The sequence below is a fragment of the Georgenia soli genome, from assembly GCF_002563695.1.
GTDB lineage: Bacteria > Actinomycetota > Actinomycetes > Actinomycetales > Actinomycetaceae > Georgenia > Georgenia soli.
The window spans coordinates 2914659-2930482 of the sequence record NZ_PDJI01000004.1 but is presented as its reverse complement, the minus strand read 5'-3'; the positions used below and the strand labels follow the sequence as shown (position 1 = coordinate 2930482).

Here is a 15824-nt window from a genome sequence, read left to right as displayed (position 1 = left end):
CGCGTCGAGGTGTTCCGAAGGCGTTCATTGCTCGAACCCCGTTCCGGTGCGCACCTGGTCGAGGTCGACGACGATCGTGCCGAGGTCGGTGATCTCGACCGGGTCGGTCCCCGAGAAGGTGGTGTAGCGATCCGGCTTGTCCTCCGCGAAGGTCAGGTCCACCTCGACCGTCCAGCTCTCCTCGCCGACGGGCAGGTCGCGGACCTCGACCCGCTGGCCGAGGCGGGCCGAGGCCACCTCGGCGTCGGCCGCGTCGAGCACCCGGTAGCTGGCGGAGACCCCGGCGGGCAGCTGGGGCTGCGTGCCCCAGCTGACGCTGAGCACCCCGAGCATGTTGTCGCCCTCGAGGGTGGTGGTGAAGCCCTGGCTGACCGTGAAGGTGTCGCCGCTCATGGCGACGAACTCGGCGAAGGAGTCCCGGGTCGTGCCCGACTGCTGTGCGGCGACGTCGGGCGAGGTCTCCTGCCAGGTGAAGCTGTCGGGCCTCAGGGCGATGTCGAGGTCACCGGCGGTGATGACGCCGGCGGGGGCGTCGCCGTCGGCCGTCCAGAGGGCGTAGGTGGCGGCGCCCGCACCGACCGCGACGACCAGCGCCGTGCCGGTGATCGCGAGCCGCGACGTGGCGGTCATGACGAGACTCCTTGCTCGGCGGCGACGGGAGTGGCGGCCGGGGCGCCGAGCTCGGCTGCGTCGTCGTCCTCGACGGCGGAGCGGCGCTGGGGGCGCAGGAACATGAGGGCGGCGTAGGCCAGGAGCGCGGCGCCGGTGGCGACGACGATCCCCTGCTTGCTGCCACCGACCCAGACCGCCAGGTGGCCCACGTACGGGACGTGGTAGACGACCTCGCCCATGATCTGGTCGCCGACGATCGGGGCGTCGTCCGCCCCGTTGGCGTCGCCGCGGGTGACGAAGGTGGTCCCCGACGACCCGACCTGCTTGGCGACCACGCGGTGCGTGATCAGGGTCGGGTCGTCGGAGACGGGCTGGAAGGTGACCACGTCACCGACGCGCACGTCGCCGGCCTCCACCGGCCGGACGACGACCATGTCGCCCGGCGAGAGGGTCGGCTCCATCGAACCGGTGAGCACGGTCAGCGCTCCCCCGCCCAGCAGACGCGGGACGAGCGCGAGAGCGACGGCGAGCGCGACCGCGACGACCAGGACGGTCGCCGTCACGACGGAGGTCAGGCCGGCGAGCCAGCTCTGGTCCTTGGTCCTGGCGCTCATGTCACTCTCCTTCCCTGTGGTGGTGGAGGGGCGGCCGTGCGTCCGCCCCTCCACGGATGGGGGGTGGGTCAGTTGGTCTTGAAGCCAGAGCCGTCGCGAACCTGCTTGAGCTCGACGGTGATGTCGGCAAGGTCCGCCAGAGTCGTCGTGACGAGGTCCTGGTCGTCCTGGTCCAGGAACTTCGCGGTGATGACGACGCCCAGATCCGCGACACCGTCGGTGTCGATCTCGTCGATGACGAGAACTCCGGGATCGGGGTCCCCCTGATCCTGGCCACTCTGGCCGGCCTGGATCCGCATGTCGAAGGCACTACCCAGGGCCTTGCTGGGCTGCACGACGACTCCGTCACGGAAAACTTCGTAGCTCAGTTCGACACCGTCGTTCGCGTCCAGTGCAGCTGGCACGACGACCTTCAGCGAAGCCTGGAGGTTGTCACCCTCCAGGCCGATGTCGAGGCCCTGCACCATCTGGAGGGTGTCCTCCGGGACCACTCGATACGAGCCGATGCTGGTGATCTTGTGCGCAGAGACACCGGAGAACGGCACCGTAGTGTCCCTATCTGCACGGTCGGCTGAGGTGTCGTACCAGTCTCCGCCGAGAGCAGCAACGTCGAGGTTGCCGGAGGTGATCTCGCCTCCGTCGACCTTGTCACTGTCGCTCCAGAGGGCGAACGTGGTGCCGCCCGCGAGGATCGCGACCCCGGCGACGCCCGCCAGAGCGCCCTTGGTCTTGTTGTTCATCGTCTTTCCTTTCGGGGGGATGGCTGCTGCTTCCAGCGGGCCAGGGGGGGTCAGCCCGTCACTGCTTCGTGACGGGACCGTTTCCGATGCAGGTGAACGAGCCACCGGCACCGAGTCTTGGGATCGTGCAGATCGGGTCGTCGGGCATGGGGGCGACGACGTCGTCCGTCACCACCAGGTCGTCGAGGCTCAGCTCACCGGTGTTCTCGACCGTGTAGCTCCACCAGACGGTCGTGCCGGACACGACGTCGGGACGGGTCATGCCCTCGGGGTCGAAGACGAGCTCCTGATAACGGCCACTCGTTAGCTCTGCGCCGTCGGTCGGCTCCTGCCCCGGCGGGACCAGCCAGGCACGCTTGACGATGTCGACGCCCGCCTCGAGCTCGCGGTTGTCGACGTAGCAGGTGACCGCAGAGCCGGCAGGCACCGCCACCTCGAACCCGTAGGGGTCTGCCGCCGGGTCACCGTTGGTCACGGCGACGGCCTCGCCGTTCGCGGTGCAGACGGCGTTGCTGCCGTCCTGCGGCGCGATCGTGAATCCCGGCTTCATCTCCTCATCGACCGTGAGCGGGACGGTGGTCCTGCCGGCGGGGATCGAGAGGGAGAAGACTGTCCTGCCGTCGGAGCCGGTCAGCCCGGAGCCCTGGACGGTGACGTCGGCCGCGGCTTCCGCGTGGAACTGCCAGCCCGCGCCCGGCTCGTCCGGAGGACGCACCCCGGCGGGCGTCAGCCGCGGCGTGACGGTCTTGACGATCGTCACCGTCGTAAGCCGGTGGTTCACCAGCGGGCCGAGGTCGTGGGCCGGGCGGGCGCCGGAGTTCGGCGTCTCGTCACCGATCGTGAAGGAGATCGGGGCCGGGAGCCGCTGCGGGTCGTAGCCCGCGGGCACGGCCGTCTCGGTGAGCGTCCACCTGCCGGTGTAAAGGCCCTCGACCTTGAGGCTCCCGGCGATCGGATCGGTGTCGTTCGCACCGTTGTCGGTGACGACCAGCCTGTAGTCCGCACCCAGCAGGTCCAGCGCGTCGTCGTCCCTGCCGGTCGGCGCCAGGGTGAAGGTCGCCCCTGCTACGGGCGCACCGGTCTCGTCGATCTTGGTCCACCTCGCGGTCCCGAGCGGGTCGACGAAGGTGAGCGTCTTCTGCTGGTACGCGGCCGCGGTCCAGCTCTGGCTTCTGGGTTTCGCGAGGAGGTAACCCTTCGGAGCCTTCGTCTCCGTCACCGAGTACTGACCGAACACGCTGGTCCGCAGGGAGATGACGCCGTCCGCGGTCCCGTCGGAGTCGTTCGCCCCGCCGTCGACCACCACGAGGTCGGAGGTCCCGCCGTAGGGGCTGGGACTGACGGTGAACTCCGCACCCGTCAGGAGCTCGCCCGCCTCGTCCTGCTTCCTGATCGTGAGGTCGGCGCACCGCGGCGGGATGCTGACCGGGACGACGGCGTAGTCCTTGAGCTGCGACGTCATGGACTGCGACTGTCGGCTGCGCAGGTTGGCCTGGACGAACCCCGCCCGAGTGCAGGTCGTGGCCTGGTCCAGCTGGGAGAGATTGAAAGCAGCCTCGACGAACGTGCTCGTCGCCATGGCCGGGAACGGCCCCGTCGCCGCGAGGTTGGCGACGTTGGAGAACCCGAGGATGTCCGCGTTCGAGAACCCCACGGTCGACCAGGACCCGGCCGTCCCGGTGCCGGACCATCGTGCGACCTCGACCAGGGAGAGCGGCCCGTTCCCGGACTGGGTGAAGCCGACGCGCAGGTCACCGGCCGTACGGTTCGGCACGCTCACGCCGCCGCCGTTGGTGACGTTGCTCCTCTGGTTCAGCTCGAGCGAGTAGCCGATGGAACCGGACCCGGTGTCCCGGGAGAAGCCCAGATAGAGCCACTGCGTGCCGCCGTCCACGCGGTCGTGCGCCCAGATCCGGTCGATGTCGGCCTGGTCGCTCGCGGTGCCGGTGCCGGGCTGCCAGCCGGAGGGCGCGGCGTCCTCCTTCGTGTTGTTGCCGCTGAACTGCGTCGTGTCCTTCAGCCCGTCGATCGCGGAGTCGAAGGACACGTTGTCCCAGTCGTCGCCGGTGCTGCCCGTGAGGTCGCCGCGCGTGACGTTCCCGTCCACCTCGAAGCCGCCGCGCAGCGCGGCACCGGAGGCGACGGCGGCCATGGGGGTGATCTCCAGCGCACCCGCCAGGGTGGCGGCACCGGGGCTCGCGGGTGTCTCGGCCGCCGGGGCGTTCTCAGCGGGGTCTGTGGAGTCACGCGTCGGTTCCGTGGTCTCGCCGGTTGCCGGCTCCACGTTCGACACCGGCTGCTCGACGGCGTCAGCTGGGGCGTCCGGCGCGCCTTCGACGGCGGCGGCAGTCCCGTCGCAGCCAGGAATCGGTTCACCGGCCGCGAGCGCCGCCTCGATCTCTTCCGGCGTCGCGACGGCGAGCGCCTCGGCGTCGGGCGTGGTCCCGTCCGGGCAGAGGAGGCCGGAGGGCTCGACGGCCGCACTTGCCAGCTCCGCCGTCGTCTCCGTGGCCGTCGTCGTGGGATCGCTCGTCTCCGCCGCGGCCACCGCGGCGCTGCCGGTGCACAGGAGCGCCGCGCTCAGCAGCCCGGCCACGGAGGCGCGCGTCCGGGAGAGGGCCCTGGTGCGACGTCGTCCTGGTGCTGGACGCATGAAGCTCACTCCCCGGGAGGACTCGGTGGCCGGCTCTCGGGCGCCCGGAAGGGGCCCGCGGTGTCGACCTCGACTGCGTCCATCGCACCAGCGGGGCCGTCACCGCACAGGGAGCTTTACGGACGAGAGCCGGATGACTGACAGGGGGTGGCTTTCGGACACCCCGGGCGTCAACCGAGGGTGGGCTGGTGGTGACGTCCGGGCGGGACGGCCGTCCGGCGCTCACCCTCCCGGCGGCGTGCCCGGCTCACCCTGAGGTTGCGTGGGTCGAGGCACGGGGAGAAGGCCGGCCGAGCAGCCGCGCCCAGGCGCACGAGAGCGGGGCCGCCCATCCCGGGGGAAGGTGGGCGACCCCGCAGTCTCGGTGAGTCCGGCGGTGGTGACGCGCCGCCATTGCCGCGTCACCGCCGTCGGCCGCGGCTCCCCGTGCTGCCCGGAAGCCGTACATCCAGGACACCGCGAAGAGCGAAAGTTGTCAGCGCGACCGGAAGGGGATGCGAGGGTGAAAACGGTTCCTCACCCTCCGTACAGCCGCCTGCCAGGCAGCGCTCAGGTGCGGGTGCGCGCCTGACGAAGCTTGTGCCTCAGTCCTGCGGCGGGAGAAGCCCGAGGAGGCGCCCACGCTCCAGCGCCTCGGCGCGGGAGTGCACCCCCAGCTTGCGGTAGATGCTCCGCACCTGGGTCTTGACGGTGCTCTCGGAGACGAACAGGCGACGCGCCATGATGGGGACGGGTCGGCCGGTGGCCAGCTCGCGGAGCACGTGGATCTCGCGGCCGCTGAGCGGTTCGACGCGGACCGCCTCCGGGAACGGCCCGGAGACGGCGGCCTCGTCGAGCTTCTCCAGGAGGGCCTTGCTCTGCGGCAGGCCTGCGGCCACGTTCTCCAGGTCCGCGCGCGGCACCAGCAGGAAAGGCCGGAGCATGCCGGTGCGCTCGACGATGCGCGTCGCCAGGTGCATCGCCTCCTGCGCGAGCGCGCGCTGGCCGGTCCGGTGCGCCGCGACCGTCCGCACGAGGCTGAGCTTGAGCGCCACCCGCGGCCGCACGGGCGCGATCGAGGGCGCGTCCCGCGTCAGGTCCAGCGCCAGCTGGTCGTCGCCGGAGTACAGGGCGAGACGCGCCAGGGCGGCGCGCAGCAGGCCGCTCTCGAAGCGCCGCGGCCCGGCCAGGTTCCCGATCTCCCGGCCGCGGGCGAGCTGGTCGGTGGCGATGCACAGGTCGATCAGCGCGGCGGAGAGCAGCGACTGCCCGAGCCACGTCCCGGGCCGGTGCCGGTTGCGGTCGCGGTACTGCTCCACGTCGCCGAGCACCTCGGCGGGCCTGCCCAGGTGGAGGGACCGGCCCACCCAGACGTAGACCACCAGGGTCTCGAGCCACTGGTGCGACTCGGGCAGGTCGGGCGGCCGCTCGGGAAGGTCCACGTCATCGAGCCGGTCGAGCCGCAGGAACGCCGGCACCACGATGCGGGCCACGGTCTCGAGCGGCCCGGGTGGCGGGTCAGGGCGTTCCAGCACCCAGTCCATCCAGTGGCTGGCACCCTGCAGCTGCCCCAGGAGCGCCGTGGTCAGCGCGACGCCGGCGCCCGCCTCGCGCACAAGCCTCTCGTCGTCGTCGGTCGCCCGGCGCACGGCGTCGTAGCAGGCGTACGCGGCGCCGACGGTGTCGGCCTCGCCGAGCAGGACGTGGGCGAGCTCGAGGAGTGCCGCGGACACCCCGGGCTCGTCGGCCTCGTCGTGCGCGATGGCCAGCGTGCTGCTCCCGGGCTGGATCACCGGCAGGTCGGACTGTACGGCCTCCAGGAACCAGCGCGGCAGCTCCGGCGGGGCGACGTGGTCGCGCAGCGCCACCATCGTGGGGCTGCCCGCCAGCGCCGCCGGCTGCAGGTGGCCGAGCGCGTCCCGCAGCTTGCCGCGGTCGGCCGCGAGCAGACCCTGCCAGGACTCCTCCACCACCTCGGCGACGAGCTCCGCGTCCTGCGAGCGCATGGCGTGCTCGAGCGCCTCGGGGAACTGGCCCGCCCCGCGGCACAGCCGGGCGACGTCGGCGTTGAGCCGCCAGTACCGGGCCGGGTCGTCCTCGCGCAGCAGCAGGTTCGCCGCGTCCCGGATGATGACGGGGTACGCGAACGTGCCCTCCCCCTTCGTCACGAGGAGCCCGGCGCGGCGCATCCGGACGAGGATGCCCTCCATCTGCTCGATGTTCTCCGCACCGACCAGCTGCTCGGCCAGCTCCGGCGTGAAGGACTCGGGCACGGCGAGCGAGGTCAGCACGGCGTCCACCCCGTCCACCGAGAGATCCTGCAGGACGATGCGCAGGTAGTCGGCGATCGAGAACAGGTCGACGACGGGCTCCCCGTCCTCGCCGAAGCTCGCGGTCAGCAGCGCGACCCGCACGAGGCCGGGCCAGCCGGAGAGCCCCGTGCAGAGCGCGGCGGCCGCCCTCTCGGTGACGGGCACGCCCAGCTCCTCCCCCAGCTGGCGGACCTGGTCGGGGGTCAGCACGAAGTCGGACGGCTGGAGGACCACCGCCTCGGGCGCGGCCGCGCGGGCGAGGGAGACCACCGGGCGGACGGTCCGGGTGAGGAGCACCAGGTGGAGGTTCTCGTGCCGCTGCGCGAGGTCGACGAGCTCCTCGTCGACGCTCTCGTCCGTCAGCCGCTCGAAGCTGTCCACGACGATCACCAGGTGGCGGAACCGCTTCTGCGCGGCCAGTCCCAGCCCCCGGCCGTCCAGCACGGGGCCCGGGTCGTCGTACCCGGCACGGACGACGGCGTCGTGCAGCTCCGACCAGAACTCGTCGCGGCCGACGGCGCGCGGCGGCAGCCCCACCCAGACCAGGTCGTGGTCGGGCAGGTCGGGCCGGCGCAGCCAGGCGGACGCCGTCGTCGTCTTCCCGTACCCCCGCGGCGCCTGGAGGACGACGAGCGGCGGGAGGTTCTGCAGCGCCCGCTCGGCCGCCGGCGACGGTGTGAAGGCGGCCGGCACGCGAGGTAGCCCGCGACCGTCCCCCCTGTGCTGCTCCGCGCCGTGGGACGGCCCGCTCATCTCAGCCCGTCCCGACGTGCCCCGGGGGACCCGCCCGGTCGAGCTCGTCCGCGCGGCGCAGGGCGCCGGAGCGGTTCGTCACGCCGAGCTTGTGGTAGACGCTGCGCAGGTGCGACTTGACGGTGTTGACCGACAGGCCCAGCACCTCGGCGATCGGCACCGCGCCGGTGTGCTGGTGCAGGGCCTGGAGGACCTCCAGCTCACGCGGGGTGAGCAGCTCCGTCAGTCCGCCGCGCGGCTCCTCGGCCGTCTCACGCTCGCTGGGCCGGTACACCTCGGGCCACAGCCCCAGCACGCGCTGGTCCCCGGCGGCGAGCGCCGTGAACACGCTGTGGCGCAGCACGAGCAGGGGCCGGCGCTGCCCCGACGCGTACGCGGTGCGCACCGCCTCGGCGAAGGCGGCGCGAGCGGCCGCCCGCTCCCCCAGCGCGTGGTGCGCCGCGGCCAGGACGAGCTGGCACTCCATGACCGAGCGCTGGGAGAGGGCCGGGTGCTCGAGGGCCTCCCGTGCGCGGGTGGCCGCCTGCCGGTACTCCCCGCCCGCCAGCGCGAGGCGGGCGTGGGTGGACATGCTCACCGCGTTGACGGGGAGGTTGCGGGCCACGTGCCGGGCGTCGTCGAACAGCCCGCCCACCAGGAGGACCTCGACCTCGGTGGCGCGCAGCACCATCTCGGCCATCCGCCCCTGCGGGAGGTAGTGGCGCGCGGCCCGGACGTTGGCGGCCCACCTCGCGATGTCACCGGGCTCGCCGGAGACCGCCGCGCTCACGGCGTGGACCATGACCTCCAGACCCCAGATCTCGTCACGCCGCGTGCGCTCGAGCATCGCGGCCACGAGGTGGCCGGCGTCGGGGTCGAGCCGGTCGAGGGCGACGAGGGCACGGATGAGGCGCTCCCAGTAGGCGACGTACCCGGCCAGCTCCGGGGGCCTCTCCTCGGGGGTGCGCAGCGACTCGTCCCTCAGCCAGGAGGCGGCGATGGTGACGTCGCCGTAGATCGCGTGGGTGCCCGCCAGACCCAGCGTCGCGAGCGCGACGGCCGCCGGGCCCTCGCCGGCCTCCTGGGCGACGGTCCGGGCGCGGCCGAAGGCGTACAGCGCCGAGGACTCGTCCCCGGCGAGCACGGCGGCGACGCCCCACTGCAGCAGGGCGAACGTGGTGGCGCCCATGCCGTTGCGCAGCGCCGTCGGGCCGATCTCGGCCGTCAGTCCACGGATGTCACCGGTGGGCCAGATCAGGTCCCGGCCCGGCCGCCCCGTCGTGAGGGCGCCGTCCACCTCGTCCCGGGCGACCTGGAAGCGCGGGCGCTCGGCGACGATGTCGGGCGGGATCAGCCGCGCCGCCGCCATGAGGACCGCCGGCTCCTGCGTGACGAGGTGGTGCCACTCGTCCTCCATCACCTGCTCCGCCGTCGTCCAGGCTCCGGCGTGGATGGCGTGCACGAGCGCCGCCACGTGGTCGCGCTTGTGCAGGCAGCGGGTCATCAGCGCCCGGTGCACCTCGCGCAGCTCGTCCGGGCGCGACTCCGCGAGCATCCGCACGAGCGCCTGCCGCACGATGGGCGCGTAGGAGTACACCCGCCGCTCGCCGACGATCTCCTCGCCCAGCAGCCCGGCCGCGCGGACGTTGCGCAGGATGGTCAGCGTGGAGTCGCCGGGGCTGACCAGCTCAGCCAGCTCGGCGTCGAAGCAGTCGGGGACGGCGGTGCGCAGGAGGAACGTGCGCACCTGCTCGTGACGAAGGTCGCGCACCATGCTGGCGATGTAGTCGTCGGCCAGCGCGAGGTTGATCTTCCCGCCCTCGCCGCGCGACCGGACCAGGACGTCACGGATGGCGGCCGGCCAGCCCGCGAAACCGGTGGCGAGGCGCTCGGCCTCGCGCTCGTTGAGCGGGACACCGAGCCGGCCGGCGAGCCCCAGCACCTCGGGGGCGCGCAGCTTCAGCTCGCGCGGGGAGACCAGGGCGACGTCGACCGAGAGGCTGCCCGAGGTCTCGATGGCCCGCGTGGTGCGGCTCGCGACGACGAGGTAGAGCTGGTCGTTCTGGCGGACCAGCTCCACGAGCTCGTCGTCGATGTCCGCCGCGGTCTCGAGCCGGCCGGCGTGGTGGTAGTCGTCGATGACGACGGTCAGCGGCTCCGAGCGCCGGGCCAGCGCGAGCACGACCCGGGTTCGGTGGTCGGCGGCCGGCTCACCGTCCAGCACGCCGGCCTGGGTCAGCTCCCCGTCGAGGATGCGCCAGAACTCCTCGGCGTCGTTCGCCTCGCGAGAGAGGGCGACCCGCACCACCTGGTGCTCGGGCGGCGAGGCGGAGAGCCAGGCGTTGAGCGTGGCGGACTTGCCGTACCCGCGGGGACCGCGCACCACCGTGAGCGGTGCCTGCTCGGCGAGGATCTCGAGGACCGCGTCGTCCACGACGAGGTCGCGGGGCACACGTGGACGAGAACGCGTCGCTCGCAGAGCTGTCGCCACGGCCCACACCCCTCGTACCACCGGCGGTGGCCCAGGGGTGGCCTCCGTCCGGATCATCAAGGTACCGAGGAAGGCGGAGACACACCTCGGTTTCACGCTCCCAGTTCTTGCTATCCGCAGCCGGTCCTGGTATTAGTTCCAGCCCGTCCGCGTCCGTGCGGGAGCGTTCCCGGACCGTCACAGCGGGCGTCAGCGCCTGCCGGCGCCCCCGGTGAGGTGGGACGGAGGTCCTCGGAAGGCCTCGGCACGAGCAGCCCCGGTCCCGGGGGATCTCAGTCCAGCGGCGCGACGGTGACGCCGCGGGCGGCGAGCTGCTCCGCCCCGCCGTCGGGTGCGGTGAGCACCCAGATGCCCTTCTCGCCGATGGCGACGGTGTGCTCGAAGTGCGCCGCTCTGGAGCCGTCGAGGGTGACCACGGTCCACTCGTCGTCGAGGATCTCGCTCTCCGGGCTGCCGGCGGTGAGCATCGGCTCCACCGCGAGACACATCCCCGGCCTCAGCCGCGGCCCCTTCTCGCGGGTACGGTAGTTGAGCACCTCGGGCGGCTGGTGCATCGCCGAGCCGATGCCGTGGCCGACGTACTCCTGGACGATCCCCAGGGTCAGGCCGCGCTCCTCGGCCGCCCTCTCCACCACCGTCTCCACGGCGTTCCCCACCACCCCGAGCCGGTCGCCGGTGGCGAGGGCGGCGATCCCCGCCCACATCGCCTCCTCGGTGACCTCGACCAGCGCCTGGTCGCTCTCCGTGCCCTCGCCGACGACGAGCGAGAACGCCGCGTCGCCGTGCCAACCGTCGACGATCGCGCCGCAGTCGAAGGAGACGAGGTCGCCCTCCGCGATGACCCGGTCGCCCGGGATGCCGTGGACGATGACCTCGTTGACGGAGATGCACACCGTCGCCGGGTAGCCGTAGTAGCCGAGGAAGTTGGACGTCGCCCCGGCCCGGGCGATCACGTCGGCGGAGACGGCGTCCAGCTCCGCCGTCGTCATCCCGGGCGCGACCGCCTCCCGCAGGGCGGCGTGGATGTCGGCGACGACGAGCCCCGCCCTGCGCATGGTGCGCACCTGGTCCGGGGTCTTGTACTCGATCTTCTCGCGGCCGAACACGTCCGCTCCTTCCGGGGACGACGGCGGCGCGGCCCCTGGCGTGCCGGGCCGCGCCGCGTGGGTGGCGTCGGGTCAGGCCAGCTTCGGCTCGAGCGCCGTCATGATGCGGTCCGTGACCTCGTCCAGGGCGCCGATGCCGTCGACCTGCACCAGCAGGCCGCGCTCGGCGTAGAGGTCCGCGAGCGGGGCGGTCTGCTCGGCGTAGACCTCGAGGCGCCGGCGGATCACAGACTCGGTGTCGTCCGCGCGGCCCTGCTCGGCGGCGCGCTTGAGCAGGCGGGTGACGACCTCGTCGGTGTCGGCGGTCAGCTCGACGACGGCGCCCAGGCGTGTGCCCGCGGTCGCCAGCATGCCGTCGAGCTCGGCCACCTGGTCCGCGGTGCGGGGGTAGCCGTCCAGCAGGAACCCGTCGACGGCGTCGGTCTGGGCGAGGCGGTCGCGCACCATGGCGTTGGTGACCTCGTCAGGCACGTACTCGCCGGCGTCCATGTACCGCTGCGCCCGCTTGCCGAGCTCGGTCTGCTCGGCGACGTTGGCGCGGAAGATGTCGCCGGTGGAGATGGCCGGGACGTTCAGGCGCTCGGAGATCCGGGCGGCCTGGGTGCCCTTGCCGGCCCCGGGCGGGCCGAGCAGGACCAGTCGTGCGCTCATCGCAGGAACCCTTCGTAGTGACGCTGCTGGAGCTGGGAGTCGATCTCCTTCACCGTCTGCAGGCCGACGCCCACGACGATGAGGACCGAGGTTCCGCCGAACGCCATCATCTGCTGGTTGATGCCCATCTGGGCGAAGACGACGGTCGGGATGAGAGCCACCAGCGTCAGGTAGATGGCGCCCACCGTGGTGATGCGGGTGATCACGTACTGCAGGTACTCGGCCGTCGGCCGGCCCGCCCGGATGCCGGGGATGAAGCCGCCGTAGCGCTTCATGTTGTCCGCGACCTCTTCGGGGTTGAACGTGATCGAGGTGTAGAAGAACGTGAAGAACAGGATCAGCAGCGCGAAGATCGCCAGGTACAGCGGCGCCTGCGGGTTGGCGACGTTGACGAGGACCCACTGCACCCAGCCGGCGGACTGGTCCGCGAACTGGGCGGCGAGCGTCGGCAGCGCGAGGAGCGAGGACGCGAAGATCACCGGGATCACGTTCGCCATGTTGATCTTGATCGGGATGTAGGTGGACGAGCCGCCGTACATCCGGCGGCCGACCATGCGCTTGGCGTACTGCACCGGCACGCGGCGCTGGGACTGCTCGACGTAGACGATGAGGAGCGTGATCAGCAGGATCAGCGCGATCACCACGAGGAAGCGGGCGACGCCGCCGTTGCTCTGGAGGATCGAGCCGAAGGAGCCGGGGAAGGACGCCGCGATCGAGGTGAAGATCAGCAGCGACATGCCGTTGCCGACGCCGCGCTCGGTGATGAGCTCGCCCAGCCACATGATCAGGCCGGTGCCCGCGGTCATCGCGGTGATGGTCAGCAGCAGGTTGACCGGCGAGTCGTTGGGGATCGGCATCACGGGGCAGCCGGGGAACAGCGAGGTGTTCGCCACCGTGACGATGACGGACGACTGCAGCACCGCCAGGAAGATCGTCAGGTAGCGGGTGTACTGGGTGAGCTTGGCCGTTCCGGCCTGGCCCTCCTTGTGCAGCTCCTCGAAGCGCGGGATGACGACGCGCATGAGCTGCACGATGATGCTGGCGGTGATGTACGGCATGATCCCCAGCGCGAAGACGCTCAGCTGGAGCAGCGCCCCTCCGCTGAAGAGGTTCACCATGCCGAGCAGGTCCGCGGTGCCCGCGCTGGCGAGGCACTGCTGGACGTTGGGGTACGAGACCCCCGGCGCGGGGATGAACGTGCCGAGCCGGAAGATCGCCATGATCCCCAGCGTGAAGAGCAGCTTGCGCCGTAGGTCAGGCGTGCGGAACGCCTGGGCGAATGCGCTGAGCAATCTTCCTCCTGCTGATCGGGGCCCGTTCCGGGGACGTCGTGCCCGACTCTGCGGCACGGGCCGTCGGTCAGACTATCGCGCCCGGATCAGGTTCACGTCACGCGTCTTTCGTGGTGACACGCACGTGGCGGTGGGGAGGGTGGTCCTGACGACGGCGCCGTCGTCGGCGACGGGCGGCGTCGCCGTCGCTCGAGGGCGGGCCTGCGCCGCAGCTCTGCGACGTCCGCCGCGGTGGTGGGGCGGTCCCCCGGTACGCCCCACCGTCACGACGACGATGCGGGCGGCCCGGCTGTGCCGGACCGCCCGCATCCCTGGCTCACTCGGCGGAGATGGATCCGCCGGCTGCCTCGATCTTCTCCTTCGCCGACGCGGACCACGCGTCGACGCTGACCTCGAGCTTGACGCCGAGCTCGCCGGTCCCGAGGACCTTGACGAGCTGGCCGGCGCGCACGGCGCCCTTGGCGACGAGGTCCTCGCGGGTGACGGTGCCACCCTCGGGGTAGAGCGCGCCGAGCTTCTCCAGGTTCACCACCTGGTACTCGGTGCGGTTCGGGTTCTTGAACCCGCGGAGCTTGGGCAGCCGCATGTGCAGCGGCATCTGCCCGCCCTCGAACCGCTCCGGCACCTGGTACCGGGCCTTGGTGCCCTTGGTACCGCGGCCGGCGGTCTTGCCGCGCTTGCCGCCCTCACCGCGACCGACGCGGATCTTGGCGGACTTCGCCCCGGGGGCCGGACGCAGGTGGTGGACCCGCAGGGGGGTCGACGCCGGCGTCTCGGGCGTGTTCTTGGAATCGGCCATGGTCAGTCGACCTCCTCGACGGAGACGAGGTGCGCCACCGTCGTGATCATGCCGCGGACCTCGGGCTTGTCCTCACGCACGACCGACTGGCCGATGCGCCTGAGGCCCAGCGAGCGCAGCGTCTCGCGCTGGTTCTGCTTGCCGCCGATGACGGACTTGGTCTGGGTCACCTTGAGCTGAGCCATCACGCACCCGCCCCGACGCCGGCCTCGGCGGCCGCCTTGTCCTCGCGCTCCTTGGCCTCGCCCTCGGCCCGTGCCCGCAGCAGCGCGGCCGGGGCCACGTGCTCCAGGGGCAGGCCACGACGAGCGGCGACGGCCTCGGGCTGCTCGAGCCCCTTCAGCGCCGCCACGGTGGCGTGGACGATGTTGATCGCGTTGGACGACCCGAGCGACTTGCTCAGGATGTCGTGGATCCCGGCGCAGTCCAGGACGGCGCGGACGGGACCACCGGCGATGACTCCGGTACCCGGGGAGGCCGGGCGCAGGAAGACGACGCCGGCAGCGGCCTCGCCCGTCACGGCGTGCGGGATGGTGCGGGCCACGCGGGGGACGCGGAAGAAGTTCTTCTTCGCCTCCTCGACGCCCTTGGCGATCGCCGCGGGCACCTCCTTGGCCTTGCCGTAGCCCACGCCGACGGTGCCGTCGCCGTCGCCGACCACGACCAGGGCGGTGAAGCTGAAGCGACGACCGCCCTTCACGACCTTGGCGACGCGGTTGATCGTGACGACGCGCTCGATGTACTGGTTCTTGTCCTCGGCCCCGCGACGGTTGCTGTCGCGACGGCCGCCGCCCTGGCGGCCGCCGTCGCGGCGGTTGCCGCCCTCGCGGTTCTCGCCCGAGCCGGTGGCCGGGCCGCCGGCCCTGCCTCGCTGCGGTGCAGCCATCAGATGTTCCTCTGCTCTCGTACGCTCTGCTTGGTCACAGGGTCAGACCACCCTCGCGGGCGCCGTCGGCGACGGCCGCGACCCGCCCGTGGTACTTGTTGCCGCCTCGGTCGAAGACGACGGCCTCGACACCGGCGCTCTTCGCGCGCTCGGCGACGAGCTCGCCGACCCGGCGGGCCTTGGCGACCTTGTCGCCCTCGGCGGAGCGCAGGTCGGCCTCGAGGGTCGAGGCGGAGGCCAGCGTGCGGCCGGTGGTGTCGTCCACGAGCTGGGCGACCATGTGGCGGCTGGAGCGCGTGACCACGAGGCGGGGGCGCTCGGCCGTGCCGCTGATGCGCTTGCGCACCCGCAGGTGGCGGCGCGTGCGGGCGACGTTCTTGCCCTTGCCCTTGACGGAGATAGCCATCGCTTACTTACCAGCCTTTCCGACCTTGCGGCGGACCTGCTCGCCGGCGTAGCGCACGCCCTTGCCCTTGTAGGGCTCGGGCTTGCGGAGCTTGCGGATGTTCGCCGCGGTCTCTCCGACGAGCTGCTTGTCGATGCCGGAGACGGTGAACTTCGTGGGGCCCTCCACGGTGAAGGTGATGCCCTCGGGGGCCGTCACCGACACGGGGTGGGAGAAGCCGAGGGCGAACTCGAGGTCCGAGCCCTTCGCCTGCACGCGGTAACCGGTGCCGACGATCTCGAGGCCCTTGGAGTAGCCCTGGGTCACACCGATGACCAGGTTGTGCAGCAGCGTGCGGGTCAGGCCGTGCAGCGACCGCGACTCACGCTCGTCGTTCGGACGGGACACGACCAGCGTGCCGTCCTCCTGGGTGACGGAGATGGGCGCCGGCACGTTGTGGGTCAGCGTGCCCTTGGGGCCCTTGACGGTGATGTTGGCACCGTCGATGGTGACGTCGACGCCCGCGGGGACCGGGACGGGGAGCCTACCGATTCGAGACATGGTCTGCTTCC

General features: G+C 72.0%; 14 protein-coding genes. All 14 read right to left on the bottom strand.

Annotated features, from left to right (window positions below; all coding sequences use genetic code 11):
• Positions 1-24 precede the first annotated feature (24 nt).
• The 14 genes from ATJ97_RS14585 to rplF all read right to left on the bottom strand — a co-directional run bounded on the left by ATJ97_RS14585 (position 25) and on the right by rplF (position 15813).
• Entirely contained in the window at positions 25-630 is a 606-nt protein-coding gene (locus tag ATJ97_RS14585; protein ID WP_098484354.1) for a hypothetical protein, read from the bottom strand.
• Positions 627-1226: a signal peptidase I gene (locus tag ATJ97_RS14580; RefSeq protein ID WP_098484353.1), complete on the bottom strand. Its 600-nt coding sequence runs from the start codon at positions 1224-1226 to the stop codon at positions 627-629. The genes ATJ97_RS14585 and ATJ97_RS14580 overlap by 4 nt, the downstream gene beginning before the upstream one ends.
• A 68-nt stretch (positions 1227-1294) precedes the next feature.
• Positions 1295-1966, bottom strand: a complete 672-nt coding sequence (locus ATJ97_RS14575) for an alternate-type signal peptide domain-containing protein (RefSeq protein WP_098484352.1) — start codon at positions 1964-1966, stop codon at positions 1295-1297.
• 58 nt (positions 1967-2024) lie between these two features.
• The gene (locus ATJ97_RS14570) at positions 2025-4619 is read right to left on the bottom strand and encodes a SpaA isopeptide-forming pilin-related protein (protein ID WP_143427040.1); all 2595 of its coding nucleotides are present in this window, start codon (positions 4617-4619) and stop codon (positions 2025-2027) included.
• Between the two features lie 584 nt (positions 4620-5203).
• Positions 5204-7603 carry a LuxR C-terminal-related transcriptional regulator gene (locus ATJ97_RS14565; RefSeq protein ID WP_143427039.1) on the bottom strand — a complete coding sequence of 800 codons (2400 nt, stop codon included), beginning with the start codon at positions 7601-7603 and terminating at the stop codon, positions 5204-5206.
• 61 nt (positions 7604-7664) lie between these two features.
• A complete protein-coding gene (locus ATJ97_RS14560; protein WP_098484349.1) occupies positions 7665-10094 on the bottom strand; it encodes a LuxR C-terminal-related transcriptional regulator in 2430 nt (809 codons plus the stop codon).
• Between the two features lie 311 nt (positions 10095-10405).
• Positions 10406-11239, bottom strand: a complete 834-nt coding sequence (gene map / locus ATJ97_RS14555; RefSeq protein ID WP_098484348.1) for a type I methionyl aminopeptidase — start codon at positions 11237-11239, stop codon at positions 10406-10408.
• 72 nt (positions 11240-11311) lie between these two features.
• On the bottom strand, positions 11312-11890 hold the full coding sequence (locus tag ATJ97_RS14550) for an adenylate kinase (protein ID WP_211287246.1): 579 nt from the start codon (positions 11888-11890) through the stop codon (positions 11312-11314).
• Positions 11887-13182, bottom strand: coding sequence for a preprotein translocase subunit SecY (secY, locus tag ATJ97_RS14545; protein WP_098484347.1), 1296 nt, complete (start codon positions 13180-13182; stop codon positions 11887-11889). The genes ATJ97_RS14550 and secY overlap by 4 nt, the downstream gene beginning before the upstream one ends.
• Positions 13183-13498: 316 nt before the next feature.
• The gene (gene rplO, locus ATJ97_RS14540; RefSeq protein WP_098484346.1) at positions 13499-13981 is read right to left on the bottom strand and encodes a 50S ribosomal protein L15; all 483 of its coding nucleotides are present in this window, start codon (positions 13979-13981) and stop codon (positions 13499-13501) included.
• Between the two features lie 2 nt (positions 13982-13983).
• Entirely contained in the window at positions 13984-14166 is a 183-nt protein-coding gene (gene rpmD, locus ATJ97_RS14535; protein WP_098484345.1) for a 50S ribosomal protein L30, read from the bottom strand.
• Positions 14166-14867, bottom strand: coding sequence for a 30S ribosomal protein S5 (gene rpsE / locus ATJ97_RS14530; protein ID WP_098484344.1), 702 nt, complete (start codon positions 14865-14867; stop codon positions 14166-14168). Before rpsE ends, rpmD begins: the two co-directional genes overlap by 1 nt.
• Before the next feature lie 34 nt (positions 14868-14901).
• The gene (rplR, locus tag ATJ97_RS14525) at positions 14902-15273 is read right to left on the bottom strand and encodes a 50S ribosomal protein L18 (protein WP_098484343.1); all 372 of its coding nucleotides are present in this window, start codon (positions 15271-15273) and stop codon (positions 14902-14904) included.
• A gap of 3 nt (positions 15274-15276) precedes the next feature.
• Complete coding sequence (gene rplF / locus ATJ97_RS14520; RefSeq protein WP_098484342.1) at positions 15277-15813, bottom strand: 50S ribosomal protein L6; 537 nt, start codon at positions 15811-15813, stop codon at positions 15277-15279.
• Positions 15814-15824 lie beyond the last annotated feature (11 nt).

Coding starts and splice junctions, on each gene's coding strand:
- ATJ97_RS14585 (WP_098484354.1), bottom strand. CDS start 630: ATGACCGCCACGTCGCGGCTCGCGATCACCGGCACGGCGCTGGTCGTC.
- rplO (WP_098484346.1), bottom strand. CDS start 13,981: ATGGCCGATTCCAAGAACACGCCCGAGACGCCGGCGTCGACCCCCCTG.
- rpsE (WP_098484344.1), bottom strand. CDS start 14,867: ATGGCTGCACCGCAGCGAGGCAGGGCCGGCGGCCCGGCCACCGGCTCG.
- ATJ97_RS14580 (WP_098484353.1), bottom strand. CDS start 1,226: ATGAGCGCCAGGACCAAGGACCAGAGCTGGCTCGCCGGCCTGACCTCC.
- rpmD (WP_098484345.1), bottom strand. CDS start 14,166: ATGGCTCAGCTCAAGGTGACCCAGACCAAGTCCGTCATCGGCGGCAAG.
- rplF (WP_098484342.1), bottom strand. CDS start 15,813: ATGTCTCGAATCGGTAGGCTCCCCGTCCCGGTCCCCGCGGGCGTCGAC.
- rplR (WP_098484343.1), bottom strand. CDS start 15,273: ATGGCTATCTCCGTCAAGGGCAAGGGCAAGAACGTCGCCCGCACGCGC.
- ATJ97_RS14550 (WP_211287246.1), bottom strand. CDS start 11,890: ATGAGCGCACGACTGGTCCTGCTCGGCCCGCCCGGGGCCGGCAAGGGC.
- ATJ97_RS14575 (WP_098484352.1), bottom strand. CDS start 1,966: ATGAACAACAAGACCAAGGGCGCTCTGGCGGGCGTCGCCGGGGTCGCG.
- ATJ97_RS14570 (WP_143427040.1), bottom strand. CDS start 4,619: ATGCGTCCAGCACCAGGACGACGTCGCACCAGGGCCCTCTCCCGGACG.